Raw genomic sequence first — 26,087 nt, 5'->3', positions numbered from 1 at the left:
CTCAGGTCAGCGTCAGCAGACGGCCGCCCAGCAACAGTTGGTCGATCCAGAAGGTCTGGTGCAGCAGCACGATGAACCAGAACACCACTTGGAACGACACCTTGCGGGTCTTGTGCCGAAATACCTGCTGGGCCAGCAACGCACCGGGCCAGCCGCCCGCCAGTTCCATGGCGTGCAGAACGTTTTCCGGGGTACGCCAGGCCTCGGCGCGGGCCTTGCGCTTGTCATTCCAATAAAGCAGGAAGGTCATCAGGCTGACACCCCCGTAAGCCGCCAGCGGCAGCCACGACGCTTCCTGGAGCAGGAGCAACAGCGAACCCGACAGCGGCAAGGTGCACAGCAGCGCCAGCACGATCAGTTTAAGCCGCAGGTGCGGCACGGCGCCCCCAGCGGGACGCGTGGCGGGTTTATGGATGGCCGGACGGCTCATGGCTGCGCGGTGGTCCAGTCGACCCAACCGAACTGCCAGGTCGCCAGGATCAACAGACCGAATGCGATCCGGTACCACGCGAACACTGCATAGCTGTGACTGGCGATGAACCGCAGCAGCCCCCTGACCGCGATCATGGCAAAAATGAACGCAGTAACGAAGCCGATGGCAAACACCGGGAAATCCGCTGGAACGAACAGCTCGCGGTACTTGTAGCCCGAGTAGACCGCAGCGCCAACCATCGTCGGCATCGCCAGGAAGAACGAGAACTCGGTCGCGGTCTTGCGCGACAGGCCGAACAACAGCCCGCCGATGATGGTCGAGCCGGAGCGGGAAGTACCGGGAATCATGGCCAGGCATTGGGCCAGACCGACCTTCAACGCGTCCTTCCAGGACATATCGTCGACTGTTTCGACGTGCACTTGATGCTGGCGTTTCTCGGCCCAGAGCATCACGAAACCGCCCACCACCAAGGCCGTGGCAACCGTGATCGGGTTGAAGAGGTAATGGTGGATCAAGTCGGAAAGCAGCACGCCCAGGACCACGGCAGGAAAAAAGGCGATCAGCAGGTTTGCGGTGAACCGACGGGCGCCGGGTTGGGTGGGCAGGCCCACCACCACGTCGAAGATCTTGCGCCGGAACTCCCAGACCACCGCCAGGATCGCCCCCAACTGGATGATGATGTTGAACGCCATGGACCGTTCTCCACCAAACTGGAGCAAGTCGGCCACGACGATCTGGTGCCCCGTGCTGGAAATCGGCAAAAACTCCGTCAAGCCTTCAACCACGCCAAGAATCAGTGCCGAAAAGGCAGTCCACAAATCCATTCTTCCCCCAAAAAAGACCTTGCCCTGGCAAGATCCCATCAATATTCAAGTGTCATGCAGCGCAGCACAATAACTGCGGCCTTTCAAAAAAAACCAATGAAAAATCAAAGGAAGGCTCAGGTTTTGCGTCGCGGGGCCGAGATCCTATCAGACAAGCCATGATAACGCCGCCGTGTAATGGCCAAGAGCAGCACGGTCGGCGTGGATGACAAGAATAAGAAACCGGAGTGACAGCGTATGAATAGCTTGCGCAGTGTGTCGATCAGCCGACGCTTGTGGCTCATCCTCGTCGTGGCCATCTTGATGGTATTCACGCTGGGCGCGTTGATGCTCAAGCAGATCCACAGCGACCTTTACCAGGCCAAGGTGCAGAAAACCCAACATGTGGTCCAGACCGCCAGTGGCGTGCTGAACTATTACCATGGCCTGGAAACCGCCGGCACCCTGACCCGCGAAGCCGCCCAGAAGCAGGCCCTCAACGCCGTGCGGGGCCTGCGCTATAACGAAACCGATTACTTCTGGATCAATGACCTGACGCCGGTCATGATCATGCACCCCACCAACCCGAAGCTTGAAGGCCAGAATCTTTCCGCGATCCGCGACCCGAACGGTTTTGCTCTGTTCAACGAGATGGTTTCCATCGCCAAGTCCAAGGGCGCCGGGATGGTGGATTATCTCTGGCCGAAACCGGGCGCCGAGGCACCGGTGGGCAAGACCTCCTACGTCAAACTATTCGAACCCTGGGGCTGGATCATCGGCTCAGGCGTCTACGTGGATGACGTGCAGGCCGAATTCCGCGCCCAACTGATCAAGGCTTCGCTGATCGGCCTGGTCATCGCGTTGATCATGGGCGTGCTGTTGACACTGATCGTACGCAGCATCGTGCGGCCGCTGCAGGAAACGGTGAACGCCATGGCGAATATCGCCAGCGGAGAAAGCGACCTGACCCGGACCCTCGATACCCACGGGCAAGACGAAGTCACGCAATTGGCACGGCACTTCAATGCTTTTACCGCCAAGCTGCGCCAGGTCGTGAGCCAGTTGCAGGCTTCGGCCGGCGCGCTGGGACAGTCGTCCAATGAGTTGGGTAACGATGCCGCCCAGGCCCAGGAACGCAGCCAACAGCAATCGCAACAGATGGAGCTGGTCGCCACCGCGATCAACGAAGTGACCTATGGCGTGCAGGACGTGGCCAAGAATGCCGAACATGCCGCTAGCGAAATGCGCGACGCCGAATCCCAGGCCCAGCAAGGCCAGGTCAACATCGACGGCAGCCTGCAGCAGATCGACCGTCTCTCGCAGACTATCGACCAGGCCGTCGAAGTGATCCGCACCCTGGCGAGCGAAAGTACCCAGATCGGCAGCGTGCTGGAGGTCATCCGCTCCATTGCCGAGCAGACCAACCTGCTGGCCCTCAACGCCGCGATCGAAGCCGCTCGCGCCGGCGAACAGGGTCGTGGCTTCGCGGTGGTGGCCGATGAAGTGCGGTTACTGGCCCAACGCACGCAGAAGTCCACGGCGGAAATCCAGGCGATGATCGAGCGCCTGCAGAATCATTCCGAAGCCGCGGTGAAAGTCATCAGCGACAGCAGTCGAGCCTCGCAACTGACCATTGAACAGGCCGGCCTGGCCGGCGCCAGCCTCAACGCCATCGGCCAGGCCTTGCGCAACCTCAACAGCCTCAACGCTTCCATCGCCAGCGCCACCCTGCAGCAGGCCCATGTGGTGGAAGATATCAACCAGAACGTCACCCAGGCCGCCGGCCTCTCCCACAGCACCGCCCTTGCGGCGGAGCAGTCGAGCCTGGCGAGCGTCCGGCTCAAGGAACTGAGCGAGCAGTTGAATGGGTTGCTCAAGCAGTTCAGGGTCTAGGGCACCCGCCACCTGCTCGCGATAGCGGCGGAACATTCGGCATCGATGCATGCTGGACCACCGTCATCGCGAGCAGGCTCGCTCCCACAGAAGATTTGTAGTGCCTGTCAGCCCTTGGTCCGCGCCAGAATTGAGATTGGAGCTACCCCCACCCTAGCGTTTACAATCCCCGCCCTCTTCCACTCCTCCAAGGAACCGCCATGTCCGGGCTTGAACTGTTTGCCGCAGCCCTCGGCGTGATCGCTGTCTGGCTGACCGTCAAGCAGAACCCCTGGTGCTGGCCGATCGGCCTGGTCATGGTGCTGCTGTACATCTGGATCTTCTTCGATGTGAAGCTGTACTCGGACATGTTGTTGCAAGTGGTCTATGCCGTGCTGCAACTGTATGGCTGGTGGCAATGGACCCGCGCCGGGCAGCACCATGACGGGCGACAGGTCACGCGCCTGGGCGGGCCTTCGGTGTTGCTTGGGCTGATGATTGGCGCCGTGGGCAGCCTCATGCTCGGCGCTGCCATGGCCCACTGGACCGACGCGGCCCAACCCTGGCTCGATGCGGCACTCACCGGCTTCAGTCTGGTGGCCCAGTGGTGGATGGCGCAAAAACGCGTGCAATGCTGGCCGCTATGGATTGTCCTGGACGTGATTTTCGTCGGTTTGTTCGTCTACAAGGGCTTGTACCTGACCGCTGCGCTTTACGCCCTGTTCACCCTGCTGGCTGTGCAAGGCTGGCGGGAATGGCGCGCCGACCCGGCCTTGCGCGCATGAAAGTGGTGGTGCTGACCGGCCCGGAATCCGCTGGCAAGAGCTGGCTGGCGAAGCAGTTGCAGGAACATTTCGGCGGCTTGCGGGTGGATGAGTACGTTCGTCACTTCATGGAACAGAACCCTCGCGAGACCTGCCTGGCGGACATTCCCGACATCGCCTCCGGGCAGTTAGCCTGGGAAGACGCGGCACGCGCCCGACAGCCAGCCCTGCTGGTGCTCGATACCCATCTGCTGAGCAATATCCTCTGGAGCCAGACTCTCTTCGGCGATTGCCCGGACTGGCTGGAACCGGCCCTGCTGGCACGCCATTACGATTTGCACCTGCTGTTGAGCCCCGAGCAGGTGCAATGGACCGGCGACGGCCTGCGCTGCCAACCCGAGCTGAAAGACCGCATGGTTTTCCATGATGCCATCAAGGATTGGCTGGTTCGGCACCAACAGCCATTCCAAGCGATCGAAGGTGACTGGGCGCAACGCCGGGAGCAGGCGTTCAGCGCCGTTCGCCAACTGCTCCAGGCCTGACGACCTCCATGCAGCTTCCAGGGAGATTGCAGGCGGCAGTGTTCCAATCCTGAAACACTCCTGCTGTCTAAAACCCGGATCCAAAGCCGCTTCATCGAATCATCACCGCGCCTGTAAAGTTTTTGGAACACCGACGGGAAAGCTTGGATCCAGAGCCTTCGGGCGACAAGCAGTCGTTTAAATGCTGCCTGCATCGTCTCAGCGATGAAACATGTTCCGCAGCCTTGATTGCTCTGCTCCAATCAACCCCTTGAATTCAATGGGGTTTTCAGTTCCGGCACGACACCTGCTCTTCCTCCCGCAGCGCTGACCAGGGCCAGCGCACCGAGGAAGGAATCGATACCATGGGGATTGTTGACAGGCGTTTGCTCTGTCTGCTGTTGATCGGGTGCGCCGCGAGCACGACGCTCAGTCCGCCGGTACAGGCCGAAAGCAATGGCGTCATTGTCCTCGACCGCGACGTACAGCCCGTCCACATAGGTCGTAATGGCGGTAAAGACCCCTACCCGACCACCGTCAATGCCAATCCCTCCGATCGGATCAAGCAGGCCACCACCAGCACTGAACTGAGCGACGGCGAATTCGCCAGCGTCGCCAGCGGCTCGTCGATCCGCAACGCCGTCAATACCAACACCGGCGTACAGGGCCTGAACGTGGTGACCAATCCCAACGGCATGCCCGGCATGAACGCCGGCCACGGTGGCGGCAGTGGTGGCGCAATCTCCGGCACGATCAACCGCTCGCTGAGTTCCGGCCTGGCCCCGCTGGGTCGGCTAGCCGGAGGCCAGTGACATGAAACCTGCCCTGTTGTTGCTCGCCCTGTTCGGTTCTTGTCCTGTTTTCGCCGACTCGGGCGTGGCGGTGATCAACGATGCCAACCTGCAAGGCTCCGGCAGCCGTTACACCGGCAACTTCAATGTCAACCAGGCGGCCGGCGACCAGACCCAGCAAACCAACGTACGGGCCATTGCCATCGGCACCGAGGCACACGCCAGCACCCGCGTTCATCAACAGTTGGATACGCCGGCGAACACATCCATGAACGCAACCGCCCGCATCGGCGGCCACTCATTCACCAACGGCAACGGGGTGCTGGGCGTCAACCAGTCCGCCGGTGCCAACAACCAGATGGCCAACGTCATGCGGGTGGGCATCAGTGCCCAACCGCAGGGCATGGACGACAGCGCGCTTTCTCAGCAGAACGTGGCGTTGTCATCGAACTCAGGAGCAACTGGCGCCCCAACCGGAAGCCGCCAGGTCGTCACCAGCGACCAGGCATTCACCGGCAGCCGTGGGGTCATCCAGGTGAACCAGAGCGCCGGGGTGGGAAACCGCATGGCGAACACCCTGAGCATACGGGTCGCTGACTGACCCGGAATAAAAACAAGAAACAAAAAACTGACACTTCACCGACGACAAGCAAGGAGAAACACCATGAAACCTGCAACGGCACTCAAACCGATGGTTTTCGCTCTCGCCGCTGTCATGGCAATGGCCGCACAGGCCGGCGGAAACGGTAATGGCAACGGCAACGGCCATGGTCACCATGGTCCTCAAGGGCCGACGCTGGATCAACTGCTGTCCATCAACGCCGGAGCTGGGGCTACGGTGATGGACGAGCAGAACAGCGACGGCAACGTGGTGACCAACCAGGCCACCCGAAACACCGCGCAAGCCACTGACTCACTCAATGGCAGCAACGGCAACATGGGCGCCAACATCGCCGCTGGCGACGGCAACCAGCAAGATAATGCCGCCGCCCTGGCCACCGCCGACGAAAGCTTCATCTTCGGTTCGGCGGTCGCCGCCTCCAGCGCCACGCAAACCAATAACAACAACTACGTCAAGAACAACTCGACCCATAACACCGCCTCGCTCACCAATGCAGGCAACAACGGCTCCGGCAACATCGGCATCAACGTGACCGCCGGCAACTTCAACCAACAGAAAAACAACCTGGCCATCGCTGTATCAGGGGGTCGCATCGCAGAAGCGTCCGCCTCGGCCGATCAATCCTCCACCGGCCTGCAGGTCGACAACAAAGGTGTGCGCACCTATAAGACCGACACCCTCACCAGCACCTACTCCGCCTCCGGCACCTTCAAGGCCAAGGGCACCGGCACCGCCGAAGACGACCATGGCGGTTGGGACAACAGGGGTGGCTACGGCGGCGGCCACGATGACGACAAGTTCAAATTCTCCGCCGTGGGTACTTTCGAACTGGCCGGCAGCAACACTCAGCAAGTGCTGACCCGCGATGGCTGGAAAACCCCTGTGATCAACAACGCCACCATGAGCAATTCCATGAACGGCTTCTCCGGCAACGGCGGGGCCAACGTGTCGGCAGGCGTGGGTAACCAGCAAAGCAACTCGCTGTCCATCGCTGCCGGCTGCAAGGCCTGCATGTAGTCGCGCATGAAACGAAGCCCCGGCAACGGGGCTTCTGTTCCAGGATTTCCATAGGCGTATCCATCATGCGCGCGACTGTCCTGTCCCTGCTGCTGTGCATGGCCTTCATGGCCGAAGCTGCGCAGATACCCGTCGCCGCCTTGCCGGGCGGCATGCTGGTGTACAAACCGGTACAGAGCCTGCGTGAGCGCAAGTTCCGCGACATCGTCGAGCAGAAAACCGATTTCAGTTGCGGTGCCGCCGCCCTCGCCACGGTGCTGCGCCAGGCCTATTGGCTCGATGTCGATGAGGAGCACGTCATCAAGGGCATGCTGGTCAACGCCGACCAGGACCTGGTCCGCACCCAGGGTTTTTCCATGCTCGACATGAAGCGCTACGTGGAAAGCATCGGCATGCGCGCCCGAGGCTACCGGATACCACCGGAAAAGCTGGAAGCCGTGACGATCCCCGTGGTGGTCTTGATGGAGATACGTGGCTACAAGCACTTCGTGGTATTGCAGCGCGCCGACCGGCAATGGGTCTACATCGGCGATCCGGTGCTGGGGCACAAGCGCTACGCCCACGACGACTTCGTCAAAGGCTGGAACGGCATCGTCTTTGCCATCGTCGGTCCCGGCTATGACAAGGCCAATGCGCTGCGCAGCCCTCCGCAACCGTTGACGGCGCGCAACCAGCTGGACGGGTTCAACCCGGTCAAGGATGCGGAACTGATGGATTTCGGCTTCATACAGAGCGACTTCTTTTAATCGCCGACCACTGCCAACGATAAGTACAAAAAGGAGCAGGATGCTCCGGGAGCAGTACATGAAAACTTCATACTGGCTGTCGCTTGCCTGCCTGGTCGCGACGGTCTCGGGCTACGCCCACGGCGGATTCAAACCCATCGAAGTCAAGGACCAGGAGCTTGCCGAGCTGCGTGGTCGTTTTGTCATGCCCGGGCGAGTCATTAGCTTCGGCATTGTCATGAGCAGTACCTGGCGCAACGCCAGCGGCGACCTGATCGGCGCCACCAGCTCCATGCAGATCCAGGCCGCCACCGTCAAACCCGAGTTCTATGTCTCCACCCTCAAGCAGACCGGCAACGGCGACGCCCCGGCCCCAGGCAAAGGGACCGTCATCGGCGGCGCGGGCCTCGGCACCGGCCAGGGTGTGACCCAGAGCGTACGGGCCGCCGGCGACGGTAACACGGCCTATAACAACGTCAGCATCAACGTGAAGGAAGGCAGCCAGGCACCCGCGCTGCCCCCCTCCCAGGGTCAACTACTGACCAAGGGCCAGACCATCACCGGCAGTAATGCGGCCGGCAGTGTCGCGGTCACGGCCACCGGCAGCGGTGTACGGATGGCTATCCAGGCGAGCCATAACCAGGGCAGTACCCTGCAGCAAGTGGCCCAGGGTGGCTTGCTGCAAAACACTCGCTTACTGGGCAACAGCAACCTGGTCAATAACCTGACGCAGCTCAACGTGGTGCTGAACAACAACGGCCCGAGTGCCGGAGCGCTGGACTGCAACCTGACCCAGCTGCGTGGTCTTCGCACCCCGGGTTATTGAATGGCGCTGCCTGCGTCCCCTGGCCATAAAGGGATGGACCGTCTTATGTATCGATCCGTATCGTTAAGCGCCGTCATGTGTCTGAGCACATTGTTCCCGGCTCCTGTGCTGCAGGCGGCACAGGATGCGCAAATCGAAGCCTTGAAACAGGAACTGCTCGAACTGAGGCAGCGATACGAGGTCCAGCAGAAGGCCCTGGCGATCCTCGAACAACGGGTACGCCAGGTGGAGGAACAACCCGTCGCTGCGCCCCCCAAGCGCCTGGTCAAGTCGCCGGCCGACATGAAAGGCAACCAGACGACCGGTGGCAGCGGCTACGGGCAATCCCTTGCAGAGGACTCCCAGCCAGCCCAGAGCGTCTCCAATCTTTATGACGAGGCCAGCGGTTTTTTTGGTGGCGGCAAGTTCAGCTTCGAGACCGGTGTGACCTATTCGCGCTATGACACGCGACAACTGATCCTCAACGGTTTCCTGGCCCTGGACTCGATTTTCCTGGGCAACATCAACCTGGACCGGATCAAGGCCGACACCTGGACACTGGACCTGACCGGTCGCTATAACTTCGACAATCGTTGGCAGTTCGACCTGAACGTGCCGGTGGTCTACCGCGAATCCACCTATCAGTCCGGCGGCGCCAACCAGGGCGCTGCCGGGGTGACGAGCGAAGAAACCGTCACCCGCGACCCGACCATCGGCGACGTGAATTTCGGAATCGCCTACAAGTTCATGGACGAATCCGTCGACACTCCCGATGCGGTGGTGACGCTGCGTGTCAAGGCGCCCACCGGCAAGGACCCCTTCGGCATCAAGCTGCGCCAATCCCAGGCCAACACCAACCTGTTCGTGCCCGAGGACCTGCCCACCGGCAACGGTGTCTGGTCGATCACGCCCGGGATCTCTTTGGTCAAGACGTTCGACCCGGCCGTTCTGTTCGGCACCTTGTCCTACACCCACAACTTCGAGGAGTCGTTCGACGACATCAGTTCCACGGTCAACCAGAAGGTGCCGGGCAAAGTGCGGATCGGCGACAGCTTCCAGCTCGGCGCAGGCATCGCCTTTGCCTTGAACGAGAAAATGAGCATGTCGTTCTCGGTATCTGACCTGATCCAGAAGAAAAGCAAGCTCAAGCAGGATGGCGGGGATTGGGAGTCCGTGGTTTCCAGCGACGCCAATGCCGGCTACTTCAACATCGGCATGACTGTAGCCGCCTCCGATAACCTGACCATCGTGCCCAACTTGTCCATCGGGCTGACCGACGATGCACCGGATTTCAGCTTCAGCCTGAAATTCCCGTATTACTTCTGATCGAGAGGTATGCCCCCACAGGGCAATGCACGGGAACCCGGCGTTAGCGGATCTGATGCTTATGCAGCAACCGATAGAAGGTCGGCCTCGACACGCCCAGCACACGGGCTGCGACGCTCAGGTTGTCGCTGTGCCGGTTGAGCACATCGCTCAATGCCTGGCGCTCGGCGCGGGTCTTGTAGTCTTCGAGGGTGCCCATCGGCGCCACGATCGCCGAATGACTGGTCAGGCCCAGGTCCCTGGCTTCGATCTGCCGCCCCTCGGCCAGTACCAGGCCGCGCCGGACACGATTGGCCAGTTCCCGGACGTTACCCGGCCAGTCGTGCATGCCCATCGCCACCAGCGCGTCCTCGCTGAAGCTGCGGGGACGGCGACCGGTTTCCTGGCTGTAGGCATGAGCGAAATGACTGGCCAGCATCGACAAGTCTCCGGGGCGTTCGCGCAAGGGCACCATCACCACTTGCAGCACGTTCAGGCGGTAATACAGATCCTCGCGAAACAACCGGCGCTCGATGGCCGCCTCCAGATCCACATGAGTAGCGGCCAGTACCCGCACATCGACCGCAATCGGCTGGGTGCCACCGACCCGCTCAATGTGCTTTTCCTGCAGGAAACGCAGGAGATTGGCCTGCAATTCCAAAGGCAGATCGCCAATTTCATCCAGGAACAGCGTCCCGCCGTGAGCCGCCTCGATGCGCCCGATCTTGCGCTGATGAGCTCCCGTGAACGCCCCCTTCTCATGACCGAACAATTCAGACTGAATCAGATGCTCTGCAATCGCGCCGCAGTTGATGGCGATGAAGGGTTTGTTGCGCCGCTGGGACTGTAAATGCAGGGTACGCGCCACCAGTTCCTTGCCCGTGCCGCTTTCGCCGCGAATCAGGACCGGTGAGTCGGTGGGGGCCAGTTTGCCCAACAGCTTGCGCAGCTCGCGAATCGGCTTGCTGTCGCCCAGCAACGCATGTTCGGGCTGTTCGATATGAATCGAGCCCTGGCCGCGCAAACGCGCCATGCCAAAGGCTCGCCCCAACGTGACCTGGACCCGTGAGACATCGAACGGCAAGGTATGAAAGTCAAAAAACCATTCGCAGACAAAATCACCCACATTCTTCAGGCGCAACACTTCCTGGTTGAGCACGGCAATCCACTCGGCGCCGCTGCGGCTGATCAATTCCTTGACCGCTTCCGGTCGCTCCAGATGATAAGGCTGCAGTCGCAGAAGACCGACATCGCAGGCACGGTCACCCGCGTGATCGAGGGAACAACTGTCCACCTCCCAGCCCATGCTGCGTAATCCCGGCAACAAGCGATGGCAATCATCGCAGGGATCAACCACGAGCAGACGACGCAACGTACTGGCTTCGATCATGACTGATCCTTGGCGCCAAAAGTTAGGAAATATGATTAGAAACAGGTGTTTGGCGAACCTGCATCTAACAGTAGCAAGAAGTTGACGCGCGCTTGTATCGTTTGATTATGGAAATCGCACTAAACCGGTTATAAGCGAGTGTTTCGTTAGTTACCGTCTCTTGAATTCTTTCATAGAGCTTTCAAACAAAAGCGTTTTTACCGGGTCTGAAAGAAAATCGAAATTTATTCAAAGATTGTGTGACCTGGCCCGGGGTTCGGGACATCAGTACAAGTAACCCGCCGCACGGTACGCCCAACCGACGGCACATCATTTGATTGGGCACTTTTAAGAGAAAACGCCATGAACGCCCCGCTCCGTATCAACGAAGCTCTTTTGATTGCCGACCGCGCATTTAAGCCTTTCCAGTGCGTGGCCTGGGCTCCACAAGACGGTAACGGCGAACTGAGCCTGACCGTCGTCGACCGCACCAATACTCATATTGGCCGCACTCAGATCCCAAGCAGTGCCTATACCGATCCAGCCCAATTGGCCGACCTGTTGAAACAGGCCCGTGCCGAACTGAGCCAGGAAGGTTACACACTGCAATCCTGGTCCATGCCCGAATAACTCGGCGGAACAAGCCTGTCATTGTGCGCAGGCTTGGTACTGGGCCGAAAAGTCATTGTTCCGGCACGATTCGCCTCTATATAGGTAGAGGTTGACAGTTGTGTGTCATCCTTTTCAGGGATTGAATGTTGCCCTCATGCAGTCATCGCCCCTTCGGGCCGGTCGACGCGCAAGGAGAGGCATGCATGCTCGATCACTTCGCCCTTGGGCTGCCGAAGCCGGTAGCCCACGCCGGACAGCTTGACGCAGGCTTTGCCGATAACGGCAAGGTGTCGGTTCAGTTCGGCGGCACCACCTCAAGCCTGGCCACGGACATGACCGTCGATCGCAGCGGACGCATTCTGGTGGCCGCCAAGGTCGAGACTGCCCAAGGTAGCCGCTTCGGGCTTGCCCGCCTCAACCACGACGGCTCGCCGGACAAGGGTTTTGGTACCCTTGGCTGCGTCATTGACGCGTTCGAACAAGGTCATGAAGCGACGGCGGGCAAGGTCATCGAGTTACCCGATGGACACATCCTGCTGTCAGGCCTTCATTACGAAAGTGCCGACCGCACCCTTCCCGCCCTGGCGCTATTGGATCAACGAGGCCGTGCGGTCCCTGGATTCGGCAACATCGGAAAAAAAATCATCCGGCTCTGCGGTGGTCTTTCCCTGGGCCTGCGCGACCCGTGGCTGCCCCCCGGCGTACCGGGCCTGGAAGCCAGCGACATGCGGGTGCAGGCCGATGGCAGGATCCTGCTGTTGGCCAACCATCATTTTCAGTTGTCCGACCATGTCGGCATCCTGATCCGCCTGCTGCCGGATGGCAGCCTGGACAGCAGCTTCAATAGCGGCGGTTTCGTGATGGTCCGGCGGTTGCTGAAAAATACCTGGCTGAGCTGTCTCGCGCTTCAGGCCGACGGCAATATCCTGGTGGGAGGCGCCATCGACCTGCCCCAACAGGGATTGATGGCCCGTTATGACCCCAGCGGCAAGCTCGACGACAGCTTCGGTGACAACGGTTTCCTGTCCATCACCACGCAGGAACGCAGCGTGATGATCAGTCAGATCGTCCAGCATGGAAACGGCGATCTGCAGGCATTCGGCAGCAGCCGTGACCCCATGCAGTGCCTGTCACTCAAGGTACGTCTGGACGGTAAACCGGACCCGGACTTCAACCAGGGCCAATGCCGGCTCATTCAGATCGGACGCAGCGCGAGCCAATGGACCGCCGCGCAGATTCTATCCGATGGAAAACTCGTAACCGCCGGTGCCACCATCGGCGGCATCGAAGCGGATTTCGTCCTGGCACGGCATCTGCCGGAGGGCGACCTCGACCCGTTTTTCGGTCAAGGCAGAGGCTGGACCCGCACACGGCTCGGCTACAGCCTGGACACCGCCACCACACTCGCGGTCCAGGCAGACGGGAAGATATTGCTGGGGGGCTATTCACTCCACGGTACTTACAAGGCCGTCGTGGCACGGTATTGGGCATGAATTGCCAACGTATTTTTTCCTACGCTTGATATTCCCTATTGCTTACGGCAAGTTGCGCGCTTCTAAATAAAAGGAGCAGCCGATGTCCGGTTCAATGGCTGGAGCGTTCGCGCATAACTTTCTTGGGCATTCCCCCCGCTGGTACAAGGCGTGCATCGTCGCGTTCCTGATCCTCAATGCCCTGGCGCTGTGGACACTTGGGCCGGTCGTGGCCGGGTGGATGCTGGTGCTGGAGTTCATCTTCACTCTGGCCATGGCGCTCAAATGCTATCCCTTGATGCCCGGTGGCCTGCTGTTGATCGAAGCCCTGGCCCTGGGCATGACGACCCCCAAGGCGCTGTACGACGAGCTGATCCACAACTTTCCGGTGATCCTGCTGCTGATGTTCATGGTGGCCGGGATTTACTTCATGAAAGACTTGCTGCTCTTTCTATTCTCCCGCCTGCTCCTGGGCGTGCGCTCAAAGGCACTGCTGGCCTTGATGTTCTGCTTCTTGTCGGCATTCCTGTCGGCATTTCTCGACGCACTGACCGTCACGGCGGTCATTATCAGCGCCGCGGTCGGTTTTTATTCGGTATACCACCGTGTGGCTTCAGGCAACGACCCGCGCCAGGACAGCAACGTTGATGAAGACCATGACCTGCCTGTGCTGCACCACGGGGACCTGGAACAGTTCCGCGCTTTTTTGCGCAGCCTGCTGATGCATGGCGCCGTAGGCACCGCGTTGGGTGGTGTGTGCACCTTGGTGGGCGAGCCGCAGAACCTGCTGATCGGCCATGAGATGGGTTGGCATTTCGTCGACTTCTTTCTGAAGGTCGCCCCCGTATCGCTGCCCGTGCTGGTGGCCGGGCTGGTCACTTGCGTGGCTCTGGAGAAACTGCGCTGGTTCGGCTATGGCACGCTGCTGCCGGACAACGTGCGCGTTGTGCTGGCCGACTACGCGGAGCAGGACAATCGCGAGCGCACCTCACGCCAACGCGCCGCGTTAATCGTGCAGGGTATCGCCGCGCTGATCCTGATCGTGGCCCTGGCCCTGCACATCGCCGAAGTAGGCCTGATCGGCCTGATGGTGATCGTACTGATCACTGCATTCACGGGAATCACCGACGAACATCGACTCGGCAACGCATTCAAGGATGCCATGCCATTCACCTCGTTGCTGGTGGTGTTCTTCGCGGTGGTCGCGGTCATTCACGACCAGCAATTGTTCACGCCGCTGATCCAGTGGGTGCTGGCCCTGCCCTCCGACCAGCAGCCAGGGATGCTGTTCATCGCCAACGGCCTGCTGTCCGCCATCAGTGACAACGTGTTCGTGGCCACCATCTATATCACCGAGGTGAAACAGGCCTTCGTTTCCGGTCACATGAGCCGTGAGCAGTTCGAGACCCTGGCGGTGGCCATCAATACCGGCACCAACCTGCCCAGCGTCGCGACCCCCAACGGCCAGGCTGCGTTCCTGTTCCTGCTGACTTCATCGATTGCACCACTGATTCGCCTGTCCTATGGCCGGATGGTCTGGATGGCACTGCCCTACACCGTCGTGATGGGTGGCCTGGGGTGGTTTGCGGTGACTTACTGGCTGTAAAAAACCTGGCCGATGGGGCATCTGTGGCGAGGAAGGCTCCCTCGCCACAAAAGCAGATGTACCTAACGGGGAAGGATGTAGCGTTCGATCGCCAGCGCCGCCCCGTCTTCGGTACTGGTAGCGGTGATGACGTCGGCCTGGCGCTTGATCGCCTCTTCCGCCTGGCCCATGGCAATCGACAGGCCTGCACGATGAAACATCGCCGGGTCGTTACCCCCATCGCCCATGGCCGCCGTCTGCTCCAGCGGCACATTCAGAAACGCCGCCAGGGTTGCCAATGCCTCCCCCTTGTTCGCCTTCAGCGCCGTGACGTCGAGGTAGATCGGCTGCGAACGCGACACTTGGGCCTGCCCCTTGAGCAGCGGATGCAACCGGGCCTCCAGTTCAACCAGCAGATCGGTATTGGCGCTGGTCGCCACGATTTTGTCGATGCGCTCCAGGTACGGCTCGAAGCTCTCGACCTCAACGGGCGGATAGCCCAGGCCACGGGTTTCCACCGGCACCATCGGGCCATTGGCATCGCGCACCAGCCAGTGGCCATCGGCAAACACCCACACCTCGATGCCGGGCTGATCGGCGTAAAGCGCCAGCGTCGTCAGGGCTACTTCGGGTGGCACGTAGTGCACGGCAAGGAAGCTGCCGTCCGGGTGAACCAGCGTCCCGCCATTGAAGGCGGCGGTAGGCAGATCGACACCCAGGGCTTCGATCTGCTGCAACATCGCCCGTGGCGGTCGGCCGGTGGCCAGGCTGAACAACACGCCCGCCTCGCGCAAGGAGCGCACGGCTTCGATAGTGCGTTGGTTGAGACTGTGATCGGGCAGCAAAAGCGTGCCGTCCATGTCGCTGAGCAAAAACCGGATGGGCCGTTTCAACAAATCACTCACCCCAGGCCATGCCAAACGCGACCGTCGCGAGTCAGCAATTCATCGGCGGCAGCGGGTCCATCCTCCCCGGCCTTGTAAGGCTGGACGGTTGCGTCCTGCCGCCAGGCGTCGAGGAACGGTTGCACCGCGCGCCAGCCATTCTCAATATTGTCGGCACGCTGGAACAAGGTCTGATCACCGGTAAGGCAATCGTAGATGAGGGTTTCATACCCCGTTGACGGCTGCATTTCGAAGAAGTCCTTGTAGGCAAAGCCCAACTCTATATTCGCCATGTCGAGGGCTGGTCCCGGCCGTTTGGCCAGCAGGTCGAACCACATGCCTTCATTGGGCTGGATCTGGATTCTCAAGTAGGTAGGTTGCAATTCATCGACTTCGGTGTCGCGGAACTGCGCGTACGGGGCCGGTTTGAAGCAGATGACGATTTCCGTGTCGCGCACGCTCATGCGCTTGCCGGTACGCAGGTAAAAAGGCACCCCGACCCAACGCCAGTTATCGATCATGACCTTGAGGGCAACGTAGGTTTCGGTGGCACTGTCGGGGGCCACATTGGCTTCCTGACGGTAACCGTTCACGGCATTGCCGCCGATCGTACCGGCGGTGTACTGGCCCCGTACCGAATTGGCGCGCGCCTGCTCCACCGTCCAGGGCCGGATCGCCCCAACCACCTTGGCCTTTTCGCCGCGCACCGCGTCGGCGCCGAAGGCAGCCGGGGGCTCCATCGCCACCATGGCCAGCAATTGGAACAGGTGATTGGGCACCATGTCCCGCAAGGCGCCGGTGTGCTCATAAAAACTGCCACGGGTTTCCACGCCGACGGTTTCGGCGGCGGTGATCTGCACGTGGTCGATGTAATGGTTGTTCCAGAACGCTTCGAACAGACTGTTGGAAAAACGACTGACCAGGATGTTCTGTACGGTTTCCTTGCCCAGGTAATGGTCGATCCGATAGATCTGTTTCTCGCTCATGACCTTGAGCAGGCAGGCATTGAGCGCTTCGGCGGTTTGCAGGTCGGAACCGAACGGTTTTTCGATCACGACCCGGCGGAAGGCATCGCCCTGCTCTTGCAGCAGGCCCGCCGCGCCGAGGCGACGGACCACTTCACTGAAAAAGCGCGGCGCGGTGGCCAGATAAAACACCGCATTGGCGGTGCCACTGGCGGCGATTTTTGCCGCCAGTGCCTCGTACGTGCTGTCATCGAGGAAGTCACCCTGCACATAACCGATGCCCTTGGCCAATCTGGCCCACAGCTGCGGATCGAGCGCCTGGGCGGCATCGCCCCCTTTGCTCGCCGCTTGGTTACGGATGAACTCCTCGAGTTTTCTGGCGAAGTCCACGTCGCTGATCGCGTTGTGGTCAACGCCGACGATCTGCAGGCCATCCCCCAGGAGCCCGTCGCGAGTGAGGTGGTAAAGCGCCGGCATCAACAGGCGCTTGACCAGATCACCATGGGCACCGAACAGAAACAACGTGGTCGGCGGCGCGGGCTCTGCCTTGGATTTCCTGCCGATCGCGGTCATTTTTTCGGAGTCTCCACATGGCCGCCGAACCCGAAGCGCATGGCCGACAGCATCTTGTCAGCGTAGGTGCTTTGCTGGCGGGAACGGAAACGGGCGAACAGCGAGCTGGACAGCACGGGTACCGGCACCGCTTGTTCGATGGCGGCTTCGATGGTCCAGCGTCCTTCCCCGCTGTCGGCCACTTCACCGGAAAAGCCGTCCAGCTTCGGATCGCTGGCCAGGGCATCGGCCGTCAAATCCAGCAACCAGGACGACACCACGCTGCCACGTCGCCAGACTTCGGCGATATCCGCCAGGTTCAGGTCGAAACGCTGTTCCGGTGGCAGGCTTTCGCTGGATTTGGTCTTGAGGATGTCGAAGCCCTCGGCGAAGGCCTGCATCATGCCGTACTCGATGCCGTTGTGAATCATTTTCACGAAATGCCCGGAACCGGCCGGACCCGCATGGATGTAACCACGCTCGGCGCGGTCATCGTCGGACTTGCGGTCGCGGGTGCGCGGAATATCGCCCATGCCTGGCGCCAGGCTGTTGAACAGCGGGTCCAGGCGCGTGACCACATCGGCGTTACCGCCGATCATCATGCAATAGCCGCGCTCCAGGCCCCAGACGCCTCCCGAAGTGCCGACGTCGATGTAGTCCAGACCTTTTTCAGACAGCGCCTGGGCGCGACGGATGTCGTCCTTGTAATACGTGTTGCCGCCGTCGATGATCACGTCGCCGGGTTCCAGCAGCTCGCTCAGCGCGTTGATGGTGTCTTCGGTGGGTGCGCCGGCCGGCAGCATGACCCAGACCGCTCGCGGCGCTTGCAAACCAGCCACCAGGGCCGGCAGATCCGCGACGCCCGTAGCGCCAGCCTGGACCAGGTTTTCGACGAACGCGCCATTGCGATCGTAGACGACGGTGGTATGCCCATCGAGCATCAGGCGCCGCGCAATGTTGCCGCCCATGCGGCCCAGTCCAATGATCCCGAGTTGCATGTACTGATGCTCCCTACTACAAATAAAGGTATGTCAAAGGTTTAGCTCACGACTATGAGGAGGTTAGTCCAGAGCATTGCTGCATAGTTTCCGGTTAATTCGTGCAATCACAAGGGATAACGCTTCAAATCCGGTCGAAGACACGGCGACCATGAAAAATAAAAAAGTTCCATTCACGAGCAAAAGAAATCAGAATCGGCGCCGATAGTAGAGGTGTCGACCAAAAACTGGCGACATCTCTATAGTTGATGTACGCCATTTGCGAGGTGAGCAATGGACCCAGTCGTTACCGCACGTCCCCCACAGACCCTTTATGTGACCATTCGTCGCGATGAATTACGCTTGCTCAAAGAAGAGCGTGAACTGCTACTCGACGAGGTGACCCAGCTACGCATGCAGCTGCAGCACGCCTCACTGCCCCACCAGCGCCAGGCACTGGCTCGCTGAGATCCAGCCCAATCCGGAAGTGACGCTGAGCAGAATCGGTGTCACTTCCACGAAACCTTTGCAGGAGGCCAGCCGGCGACACACGGTGACGCGCCCCTGTAAGCCCCCTCGCTACAAGCCCCGCCCTTCACATCCAGGAAAACTCACAAAGTTTTCACACCCTTATCGCGATACTCCTGGCCAGGGTTGGTCGGCGCGCGCCTGCGGGCGGCTTCGCTACCCGGGATTTCTTCGACAGAGGCTGGAGCGCTGATGAGCTTGTTAAAACGCAGCAAAACGACTGCGAAAGGTTTCGATTGGGCCGGATTAGGCTGGCTTTTTCTGTTTTTCTGGTATTTTTCGGGCATTACCCAACTGCTCATCCTGGTAAGCGATACCTCCGGCTTCACCGGATTTCGCCAGGCTTTCATCATGAGCGCCGTGTGGCTGGCACCCATGCTGTTGTTCCCCTCCCGGACCCGCTCGCTCGCCGCTCTGATCGGCGTGGTGCTGTGGGCTTGCTCCATGGCCAGCCTCGGTTACTTCTTCATCTATCAGCAGGAATTCTCCCAGAGCGTCATTTTCATCATGTTCGAGTCGAACGTGGCGGAAGCCGGGGAATACCTGACCCAGTATTTTGCCTGGTGGATGGTGCCGGCATTCCTGGCGCACACCGCGGTCGGTTATCTGCTCTGGACGCGTCTGCGCCCGGTGTACCTGCCCAAGGGCCAGGCCATGGCAATCGCGGCCGTGATCATGGTGGCCGTGGTCGGTTATCCGCTGGTCAAGCAAACCCTGCGCACCGGCACCTGGGCCGGCGGCCTGGAGAAATTCGAGGATCGAATCGAGCCGGCCGTGCCTTGGCAAATGCTGGTGGCCTACCGTCGTTACGGCGAACAACTGAGCAACATGCAGGGCATGCTCCACAGCGCCAGTCAGATCCCGCCACTGCGCAACCTCAAGGACGCCACGGCCAATCAGCCCGCGACCCTGGTGCTGGTCCTCGGTGAGTCCACCAACCGCCAGCGCATGAGCCTGTATGGCTATCCGCGGGCAACCACTCCGGAGCTCGACAAGCTCAAGGACCAGTTGTCGGTGTTCGATAACGTGATCACCCCGCGCCCCTACACCATCGAAGCGCTGCAACAGGTCCTGACGTTTGCCGACGAGCAGAACCCGGACCTGTACCTGACCACGCCTTCACTGGTCAGCATGATGAAACAGGCGGGCTACAAGACGTTCTGGATCACCAACCAGCAGACCATGACCAAGCGCAACACCATGCTCACCACCTTCTCCCAGCAGGCCGACGAGCAGGTGTACCTGAACAACAACCGCAACCAGAACGCCGCGCAGTACGATGGCGATGTCATTGCCCCATTCAACAAGGCCCTGGCCGACAGTGCGCCGCGCAAGCTGATCGTGGTGCACCTGTTGGGTACCCACATGAGTTATCAGTATCGGTATCCGCCGACGTTCAACAAATTCAAGGACCGTCAGGGCGTGCCGGCAGGTGTGCGAGACGACCAGGTCCCGACCTATAACAGCTACGACAATGCGGTGCTGTATAACGACTTCGTGGTATCCAGCCTGATCAAGGACTATGCCAGAACCGACCCCAACGGCTTTTTGCTGTACCTGTCGGACCACGGCGAAGACGTGTTCGACTCGCCGGGCAACGACACCCTGGGTCGCAACGAAGGCAAACCTACCGCGCCGATGTACACCATTCCGTTCATCGCCTGGGCTTCGCCCAAGTGGCGGGAAACCCATGACTGGAACTTCGCTGCCGAACTGTCACGGCCATACAGCAGCTCTCAATTGATTCACACCTGGGCGGACCTGGCAGGCTTGAGCTTCGATGAACTGGACCGTAGCAGGAGCCTGGTCAGTAATGAGTTCATGGCCCGACCGCTGATGATCGGAAATCCTCACCAGCGCCAGCACAAGGCACTGATCGACTTCAGCCTGATTCAGCCCAAGGCCCCTCAGCCTCGGCTCGTACAGCAGTAGGCCAGACAAACGCTGCGGGAGCGGGCTTGCTCGCGAAGACGTCGTAACCGCCGACATTTGCGTCGCTCGACACTCAGCCTTCGCGGGCAAGCCCGCTCCCACAGTACCTCAGGGCTACAGGGATTTGGTCCAGAACAGCATGCGGCCATGCTCCGGGTCGAACATGCCGGCGGAAAAGCCGAACCTGGCATAGCTGGCCTGTGCCACGGCATTGCCTTCCAGCACCTCCAGGGTGATCTTGCAGCAACCTCGCTGGCGCGCAATGTCCTCGACCTTGCGCAACATCTGCTGGCTCAGGCCCAACCCGCGAAAGGCTTTCATCACGGCAACGTCATGAATATTCACCAGCGGACGGCAGGCAAAGGTCGAGAAACCTTCGAAACAATTGACCAGTCCTGCCGGCTCGCCATTGACGAAAGCCAGCACGCTGAAGGCATAGGGGCGCTTGGCCAATTCCTCGGGCAGATGCAGCAGCACTTCGGGCGCCAGCGGCCGTCCGATCCCCATCGGATCCTCGGCATAGCCATTGAGCACATGGCAGATCGCTTCGGCGTGGACCGGATTGGTGTAGCTGGCTTGCAGTACAAGAATGTCCTTGGCTTCTTCCATGAACGTCGATCTCTCTGTGCTGATACCGACGCTTCGGGCCGTCGGCGGATACCGGTCAGACAGGCTGACCAAAACGTTGCAGTTGCATTTCCTGGAGGCGACTGAGGGTACGGCGAAACGGAAATTGCAGATAGCCCTCGGTGTACAGCTGTTCCATCGGCACCCGGGCCGAAAGGTACAGCGGCACTTTGCGATCGTAGCATTCATCGATCAGGGCGATGAAGCGCCTAACTCCGTCATCGTGAACCGACAGCTGTGGCAACTCCCGATCCCCCGCCTCGACCCGCTCGACAGCGTCTTCGGTACCTCGGGCGATTCGTCCCTCGCGCTGTTGGGCACTCAGGCTGGGCACGTCGCTGAGCAGAATAACCCTGAAGCGGTCACACAACGCCATGAAATCCAGGGCCGAAAACGGCTGTTCGCACAGGTCCGCGTACCGACTCCAGAGTACCGTGTCGCTGGCCTGGACCGGTTCAAGCGACCGATGGCCCACTTCTATCGGCCCGCTGCCAAGGGCTTGCCCTGCGGTCAATCGGGCAAAAGTTTCAGCCAGGGGGTCGGGCTGCCCGGCTTCCAACAACCAATAACGTTGTTGCAGCGCACCCGGGTGCTGGCGATGGTCTTGCCACCCGTTCACCGGCACGATTTGCATGTGTTGCTTGATCGCCGTGATGGTCGACAGGAACCGCTCACGGTTGTGGCCATTGGCATAAAGTTCTTCGGGCGGCAGGTTGGAGGTGCTGACGATCACCATGCCCCGCTCGAACATCACCTGGAACAGCCGACCGAGAATCATGGCATCACCGATGTCGGTGACGAACAGTTCGTCGAAACACAGCACCCGCACCTCGGCGCTCAACTCACGGGCCAGGGCCTGCAGGGGATCCGGCGTGCCGGTGAGCTGGAATGAGCGCTGGTGCACCCAGGCCATGAAATGGTGGAAATGCTGACGTCGCGCCGGGACCTTGAGACTTTCATAGAAACGATCCATCAACCAGGTCTTGCCACGTCCTACCGGCCCCCAGAGATAGACGCCCTGGATTGATTTCCGACCCTCGTGCACCGCCTTGTGGCATTGCTCCAGGGCCATGATGGCCAACTCCTGGGCTTCGTCCTGGACGAAACCGTGATGCTCGATGGCATGCTGCCAGGCACTCAGGGGAGAATCGAAAGACATGCGGCCCGGGTCCGAAAAGAGAAGCCGGGAGTATGCCATGTGGAAACCCTGTGGGAGCAAGGCTTGTCCGCGATGACGGCACTGCGGTCGCCTATCAAAAATCCATGCAGACTGACCACCGCCTTCGCGAGCAAGCTCTGGTCCTACACAATTGCGGCTCTAGGCCGAGATATCCAGCCGGCTGATCTTCCCTTGTTCATCGAGCCGGAAGGTGTACCGCAACTCCAGTGGGCTGCCGGGAAAGGTCCCGGAGATCAGGTTGTGTACCAGCACCTTGCCGGTGCGTTGCTGCACGTTCAGGACTTCCACCCGAGGCTGGTAACGTTGGGCGGTGTCCTCCATCCATTGGGCGATGGCCTGGGTGCCTGCCCGGTGTTGGCCCTCATCGAAGACATTGGCGTCCTCGGCGAAAAAACGCACCGCCGCCGAACTGTCACGGGCATTGGCGGCCGCTATATAGCCGGCGATGGCCGGGGCCAGGGAAGAGACGGGATTGGACATGGTACGGCTCCTTGTTTTATCGATCTGGCACCATGCTAAAACAGCGCAATGTCAGTTTTTGTCAGGAGTGAAACGTCCGGTTTCATCCAGTTGCATGAGCTTCATCCAGGCTCGCAACAGATCGCTGCGCCTGCCGGGATAGCGCTCTCCCTGCTCGGTGGCGGACGCAATCCGATCGGTGCGAAAGGTCCGGTAGGCACCGCGCAATTCGCACCAGGCCACCACGACCCGCGCCTCGTTGAAAAAGCCCAGGGCGAGCGGCCAGATCAACCGCTGGCTCGGTGTGTTGTTGACGTCGACGTAATCGATGAACAGCTTCGCCTGGGTACGAATGGCCTGGCGGTACACATTCAATTCCACGGTATTCTGCGGGTAGCCATAACCCGGCGGACCGGGCAGCACCGTCGGGTTCTGCAAGGCATCCCGGACGTCAGGGGCCAGCACGGCGGCGACCTTCGCCAAGGCATCGGCAGCGGCCTTGCCCAGCACCTCGTCGCCACGCTGATCCACGTAGCGCAAGCCCAACACAATGGCCTCGATTTCGTCCGCGGTGAACATCAGGGGCGGCAGGAACAAACCGCTACGCAAGACATAACCGATGCCGGCCTCCCCCTGGATCGGCGCCCCAAGGGCGGTCAGCTCGGCGATATCTCGATAAAGTGTGCGCTCGGACACTTTCAACTCGGCCGCCAATGTCGCGGCGGTAACCGGACAGCGCTTGCCGCGCAAGACTTGCAACAAAGTGAGCAGCCGGGTGGTACGCGACACGATGGACTATCCGGAAGGAAAAAGTTGACGCAGATTAGCAGAGGCCGGTGTCAGAAACTGTCAGGAGCCCGGCGTCCTCTGGCTCCCTACTAATCGTGAGAGTCCCATGCGCAGAATCATTGGTTTGTCCATTCTCCTGATGCTCATGAGCCTGAGCGGCTGTACCCTCTGGCAGCGCCATGATCCGCTGAACATCAATGTGGTGGGCATCGAACCCTTGCCCAGCCAGGAACTGGAGATGCGTTTCGCGGTGAAACTGCGCTTGCAGAACCCCAACGACATCGGCATCGACTATAACGGCGTGGCGCTGGACCTGGAGGTCAATGGACGCACGCTGGCGTCAGGGGTGAGTGATCAGACAGGCTCCATCCCGAGGTTTTCCGAGCAGGTGCTGAGTGTACCAGTCAGCATCTCGGCTTTTTCGGTGCTGCGCCAAACGCTGGGCCTGAGCCAGGCCCAGAGCCTGGACAACCTGCCCTACGTGCTCAAGGGCAAGCTCGCGGGCGGGTTGTTCGGTACCGTGCGCTTCGTCGACCGCGGGACCCTGGACTTGCGGGCCCCCACGACCACTTGGTGACTTACGCGGTAAACCGCACGCCGGGCCTGGCCCGCTCGTCCACCACCAGCTCGAACACATCCGGCCGGGCATAGTGCCCGACCACGTCATAGTCGTAGCGCGCCCGCACCAGATCGTCGGTATCGATTTCAGCCGTCAGCAACCCTGCCCTGTCTTTCAGCGGACCGGCCAACACATCCCCCATGGGGCCGACGATGACACTGCCGCCGGCGATCAACGGACGTTCGGTCGGCCAGTTCGCGATCTCGATCCCCAGCGCCTGGGGCGAGGCCTGGACCTGACAGGCGCTGACCACGAAGCACCGGCCCTCATGGGCAATGTGACGCATGGTCACCTGCCACATATCCCGTTCATCCACCGTCGGCGCACACCACACCTCGACGCCCTTGGCGTACATCGCCGTGCGCAGCAGCGGCATCATGTTTTCCCAGCACACCGCCGCGCCCACACGGCCGACCTGGCTGTCGATCACTGGCAATGTCGAGCCATCGCCCTTGCCCCAGATCAGCCGCTCCGTGCCGGTGGGCATCAGTTTGCGATGCCTGGCCACCAGACCTGCCTCGGGTTCGAAATACAGGGCCGTGCAATAAAGCGTACTGCCAGCCCGCTCGATCACGCCCAGCACCAGGCTCGCCCCGGTGCGCGCCGAGAGCCCGGCCAGCGCTTCGGTCTCGACCCCGGGCACGTCGATGGCATTGGCGAAATAGCGGGCGAACGCCTCGCGTCCCTCCGGCAGCCGATAGCCCAGTTGAGTACCGAAACCTTCTCCCTTGGGATACCCGCCCAGCAGGGCCTCGGGCATGACCACCAATCGGGCACCGGCCTGACGTATTGCCTCCTCATAAGAGAGGATCTGCGCCAGGGTTTCGCCCTTGCCGCCGGGCAAGGAACCGATCTGCAGGGCGGCGACGATGGATTTTGGCATGGGTTGCAACTCCTGATCATTGGGGTGTTGCCGATTTTCGGACGCCGATTGATCATGAATAAAGCCCTGAACACTGCTAAATGATATGAGCTATATGAATATCGAAGACGTCGACCTCAATCTGCTCAAGACCTTCGAAGCCCTGCACGACGAGTCCAGCGCCAGCCGGGCCGCCCTGCGCCTGGGTGTGACACAGTCGGCCATCAGCGCTGCCTTGCGCAGATTGCGAGGTCTGTATGACGATCAATTATTCGTGCGCACCGGCCGCGGCCTGGCCCCGACTTTGCGGGCCAACCAGCTCAAACCGGTCATCAGCGATGCACTGGACAAGTGTCGCCAGAGCCTGGCGATGATCGATCCGGATGCCGGTCGCTACGAAGGTCGCTCGGTCATCGTCGGTCTGTCCGATGACTTCGAGGTGGCTTATGGGCGGCGGCTGATCGAAGAAGTGGCCCGACGTGCGCCCGGATTGCGGTTGATTTTCCGCCAGACCCACAGCCAGATCGTTGGCCGTAACCTGATGGAGCGCACCCTGGACCTGGCGATCACGGCGGGAGGGTTTTCGCAGCGGTTGCTCAGTCGCCAGGTATTGGGGGAAGGCGATTATGCGTGCCTGGTCGACCAGGCCAGCCTGGCAGAGGACCAGGTGACCCTCACGCTAGATGCGTTCGTGGCCCGCGAACATCTGCTGGTCTCATCCGGCGGCTTCATCGGTATCACCGACGAGGGGTTGGCCGGGCTCGGGCTGAGCCGGAAGGTGTGCGCGTCGACCACTCATTTTGCCGCATTGCCGTTTCTGCTCAAGGGCAGCCAGGCGGTAGCGACCATTCCGAGGCATGCCGCCCGGGCCATCGCGGCGCTCAGCGGTCTGGCGTTGTTGCCCTGTCCCATTGCATTACCGCGCTACCCTATCGAACTGGGCTGGCGAACCCCAACCCAAATGGATCCTGCGGTGATCAAGGTTCGCGAGGCTATTGTCGCCACCTTTGCATAGGC

27 protein-coding genes are annotated in these 26,087 nt (G+C 60.7%); 16 read left to right on the top strand and 11 right to left on the bottom strand.

Annotated features, from left to right (window positions below):
- Position 1 precedes the first annotated feature (1 nt).
- Both LCU97_RS04055 and LCU97_RS04050 read right to left on the bottom strand, forming a co-directional pair.
- Positions 2-430 carry a DUF1294 domain-containing protein gene (locus tag LCU97_RS04055; RefSeq protein ID WP_053151528.1) on the bottom strand — a complete coding sequence of 143 codons (429 nt, stop codon included), beginning with the start codon at positions 428-430 and terminating at the stop codon, positions 2-4.
- Entirely contained in the window at positions 427-1,257 is an 831-nt protein-coding gene (locus tag LCU97_RS04050) for an undecaprenyl-diphosphate phosphatase (protein WP_053151525.1), read from the bottom strand. The genes LCU97_RS04055 and LCU97_RS04050 overlap by 4 nt, the downstream gene beginning before the upstream one ends.
- 237 nt (positions 1,258-1,494) lie before the next feature.
- Here LCU97_RS04050 and LCU97_RS04045 point away from each other — a divergent pair, with 237 nt between their 5' ends.
- The 9 genes from LCU97_RS04045 (at position 1,495) to LCU97_RS04005 (ending at position 9,679) form a co-directional block, all read left to right on the top strand.
- The gene (locus tag LCU97_RS04045; RefSeq protein WP_053151522.1) at positions 1,495-3,129 is read left to right on the top strand and encodes a methyl-accepting chemotaxis protein; all 1,635 of its coding nucleotides are present in this window, start codon (positions 1,495-1,497) and stop codon (positions 3,127-3,129) included.
- A 200-nt stretch (positions 3,130-3,329) separates the two neighbouring features.
- Complete coding sequence (pnuC, locus tag LCU97_RS04040; protein ID WP_053151519.1) at positions 3,330-3,893, top strand: nicotinamide riboside transporter PnuC; 564 nt, start codon at positions 3,330-3,332, stop codon at positions 3,891-3,893.
- Positions 3,890-4,414 (top strand): AAA family ATPase, encoded by a 525-nt coding sequence (locus LCU97_RS04035; protein WP_053151516.1) that lies wholly within the window; start codon positions 3,890-3,892, stop codon positions 4,412-4,414. Before pnuC ends, LCU97_RS04035 begins: the two co-directional genes overlap by 4 nt.
- Positions 4,415-4,758: 344 nt before the next feature.
- Positions 4,759-5,205 (top strand): hypothetical protein, encoded by a 447-nt coding sequence (locus LCU97_RS04030; protein WP_232775630.1) that lies wholly within the window; start codon positions 4,759-4,761, stop codon positions 5,203-5,205.
- 1 nt (position 5,206) lies between these two features.
- Complete coding sequence (locus tag LCU97_RS04025; protein ID WP_232775629.1) at positions 5,207-5,785, top strand: adhesin; 579 nt, start codon at positions 5,207-5,209, stop codon at positions 5,783-5,785.
- Positions 5,786-5,848: 63 nt separating this feature from the next.
- Positions 5,849-6,823, top strand: a complete 975-nt coding sequence (locus tag LCU97_RS04020; RefSeq protein WP_232775628.1) for a heme utilization protein — start codon at positions 5,849-5,851, stop codon at positions 6,821-6,823.
- A gap of 65 nt (positions 6,824-6,888) precedes the next feature.
- A complete protein-coding gene (locus LCU97_RS04015) occupies positions 6,889-7,569 on the top strand; it encodes a C39 family peptidase (protein WP_232775627.1) in 681 nt (226 codons plus the stop codon).
- Positions 7,570-7,627: 58 nt separating this feature from the next.
- Positions 7,628-8,374 (top strand): hypothetical protein, encoded by a 747-nt coding sequence (locus LCU97_RS04010; protein WP_232775626.1) that lies wholly within the window; start codon positions 7,628-7,630, stop codon positions 8,372-8,374.
- A 45-nt stretch (positions 8,375-8,419) separates the two neighbouring features.
- The gene (locus tag LCU97_RS04005) at positions 8,420-9,679 is read left to right on the top strand and encodes a hypothetical protein (RefSeq protein ID WP_232775625.1); all 1,260 of its coding nucleotides are present in this window, start codon (positions 8,420-8,422) and stop codon (positions 9,677-9,679) included.
- Positions 9,680-9,722: 43 nt separating this feature from the next.
- On the opposite strand, the gene LCU97_RS04000 is transcribed toward LCU97_RS04005, so the two are convergent.
- Complete coding sequence (locus LCU97_RS04000) at positions 9,723-11,048, bottom strand: sigma-54 dependent transcriptional regulator (protein ID WP_053151502.1); 1,326 nt, start codon at positions 11,046-11,048, stop codon at positions 9,723-9,725.
- A 342-nt stretch (positions 11,049-11,390) separates the two neighbouring features.
- On the opposite strand from LCU97_RS04000, the gene LCU97_RS03995 reads away from it, so the two are divergent.
- The 3 genes from LCU97_RS03995 (at position 11,391) to nhaB (ending at position 14,717) form a co-directional block, all read left to right on the top strand.
- Positions 11,391-11,657 (top strand): hypothetical protein, encoded by a 267-nt coding sequence (locus LCU97_RS03995; protein WP_053151501.1) that lies wholly within the window; start codon positions 11,391-11,393, stop codon positions 11,655-11,657.
- 185 nt (positions 11,658-11,842) lie between these two features.
- Positions 11,843-13,132 (top strand): delta-60 repeat domain-containing protein, encoded by a 1,290-nt coding sequence (locus LCU97_RS03990; protein WP_053151498.1) that lies wholly within the window; start codon positions 11,843-11,845, stop codon positions 13,130-13,132.
- An 82-nt stretch (positions 13,133-13,214) separates the two neighbouring features.
- Positions 13,215-14,717 carry a sodium/proton antiporter NhaB gene (gene nhaB / locus LCU97_RS03985; RefSeq protein WP_232775624.1) on the top strand — a complete coding sequence of 501 codons (1,503 nt, stop codon included), beginning with the start codon at positions 13,215-13,217 and terminating at the stop codon, positions 14,715-14,717.
- Between the two features lie 62 nt (positions 14,718-14,779).
- On the opposite strand, the gene LCU97_RS03980 is transcribed toward nhaB, so the two are convergent.
- Genes LCU97_RS03980 through gnd form a run of 3 tightly spaced genes read right to left on the bottom strand, consistent with a single transcriptional unit; the run spans position 14,780 to position 18,095 of the window.
- Complete coding sequence (locus LCU97_RS03980) at positions 14,780-15,556, bottom strand: HAD family hydrolase (protein WP_269802834.1); 777 nt, start codon at positions 15,554-15,556, stop codon at positions 14,780-14,782.
- Positions 15,557-15,597: 41 nt separating this feature from the next.
- Positions 15,598-17,118: a glucose-6-phosphate dehydrogenase gene (gene zwf / locus LCU97_RS03975; protein ID WP_232775623.1), complete on the bottom strand. Its 1,521-nt coding sequence runs from the start codon at positions 17,116-17,118 to the stop codon at positions 15,598-15,600.
- On the bottom strand, positions 17,115-18,095 hold the full coding sequence (gene gnd, locus LCU97_RS03970; RefSeq protein ID WP_053151488.1) for a phosphogluconate dehydrogenase (NAD(+)-dependent, decarboxylating): 981 nt from the start codon (positions 18,093-18,095) through the stop codon (positions 17,115-17,117). Before gnd ends, zwf begins: the two co-directional genes overlap by 4 nt.
- A 273-nt stretch (positions 18,096-18,368) precedes the next feature.
- On the opposite strand from gnd, the gene LCU97_RS03965 reads away from it, so the two are divergent.
- A complete protein-coding gene (locus tag LCU97_RS03965; protein WP_172679619.1) occupies positions 18,369-18,542 on the top strand; it encodes a DUF6026 family protein in 174 nt (57 codons plus the stop codon).
- Positions 18,543-18,794: 252 nt separating this feature from the next.
- On the top strand, positions 18,795-20,534 hold the full coding sequence (locus LCU97_RS03960) for a phosphoethanolamine transferase CptA (RefSeq protein WP_232775622.1): 1,740 nt from the start codon (positions 18,795-18,797) through the stop codon (positions 20,532-20,534).
- Positions 20,535-20,648: 114 nt separating this feature from the next.
- Here the strand turns inward: LCU97_RS03960 and LCU97_RS03955 are convergent, their stop codons facing one another.
- The 4 genes from LCU97_RS03955 to LCU97_RS03940 form a co-directional block, all read right to left on the bottom strand.
- Positions 20,649-21,143, bottom strand: coding sequence for a GNAT family N-acetyltransferase (locus LCU97_RS03955; protein WP_232775621.1), 495 nt, complete (start codon positions 21,141-21,143; stop codon positions 20,649-20,651).
- Between the two features lie 55 nt (positions 21,144-21,198).
- Complete coding sequence (gene zapE / locus LCU97_RS03950) at positions 21,199-22,320, bottom strand: cell division protein ZapE (RefSeq protein ID WP_053151482.1); 1,122 nt, start codon at positions 22,318-22,320, stop codon at positions 21,199-21,201.
- A 159-nt stretch (positions 22,321-22,479) separates the two neighbouring features.
- Entirely contained in the window at positions 22,480-22,821 is a 342-nt protein-coding gene (locus LCU97_RS03945) for a nuclear transport factor 2 family protein (protein WP_232775620.1), read from the bottom strand.
- Positions 22,822-22,872: 51 nt separating this feature from the next.
- Entirely contained in the window at positions 22,873-23,589 is a 717-nt protein-coding gene (locus LCU97_RS03940) for a helix-turn-helix transcriptional regulator (protein WP_053151478.1), read from the bottom strand.
- A 106-nt stretch (positions 23,590-23,695) separates the two neighbouring features.
- On the opposite strand from LCU97_RS03940, the gene LCU97_RS03935 reads away from it, so the two are divergent.
- A complete protein-coding gene (locus LCU97_RS03935) occupies positions 23,696-24,166 on the top strand; it encodes an LEA type 2 family protein (protein ID WP_232775619.1) in 471 nt (156 codons plus the stop codon).
- Between the two features lies 1 nt (position 24,167).
- On the opposite strand, the gene LCU97_RS03930 is transcribed toward LCU97_RS03935, so the two are convergent.
- Positions 24,168-25,091, bottom strand: a complete 924-nt coding sequence (locus LCU97_RS03930; RefSeq protein ID WP_053151470.1) for a carbon-nitrogen hydrolase family protein — start codon at positions 25,089-25,091, stop codon at positions 24,168-24,170.
- Positions 25,092-25,176: 85 nt separating this feature from the next.
- Here LCU97_RS03930 and LCU97_RS03925 point away from each other — a divergent pair, with 85 nt between their 5' ends.
- Positions 25,177-26,085 (top strand): LysR family transcriptional regulator, encoded by a 909-nt coding sequence (locus LCU97_RS03925; RefSeq protein ID WP_232775618.1) that lies wholly within the window; start codon positions 25,177-25,179, stop codon positions 26,083-26,085.
- Positions 26,086-26,087 lie beyond the last annotated feature (2 nt).

Origin of the sequence: Pseudomonas uvaldensis, from assembly GCF_021271205.1 — a bacterium.
GTDB lineage: Bacteria > Pseudomonadota > Gammaproteobacteria > Pseudomonadales > Pseudomonadaceae > Aquipseudomonas > Aquipseudomonas uvaldensis.
This window is presented reverse-complemented; position numbering and strand designations above follow the sequence as displayed.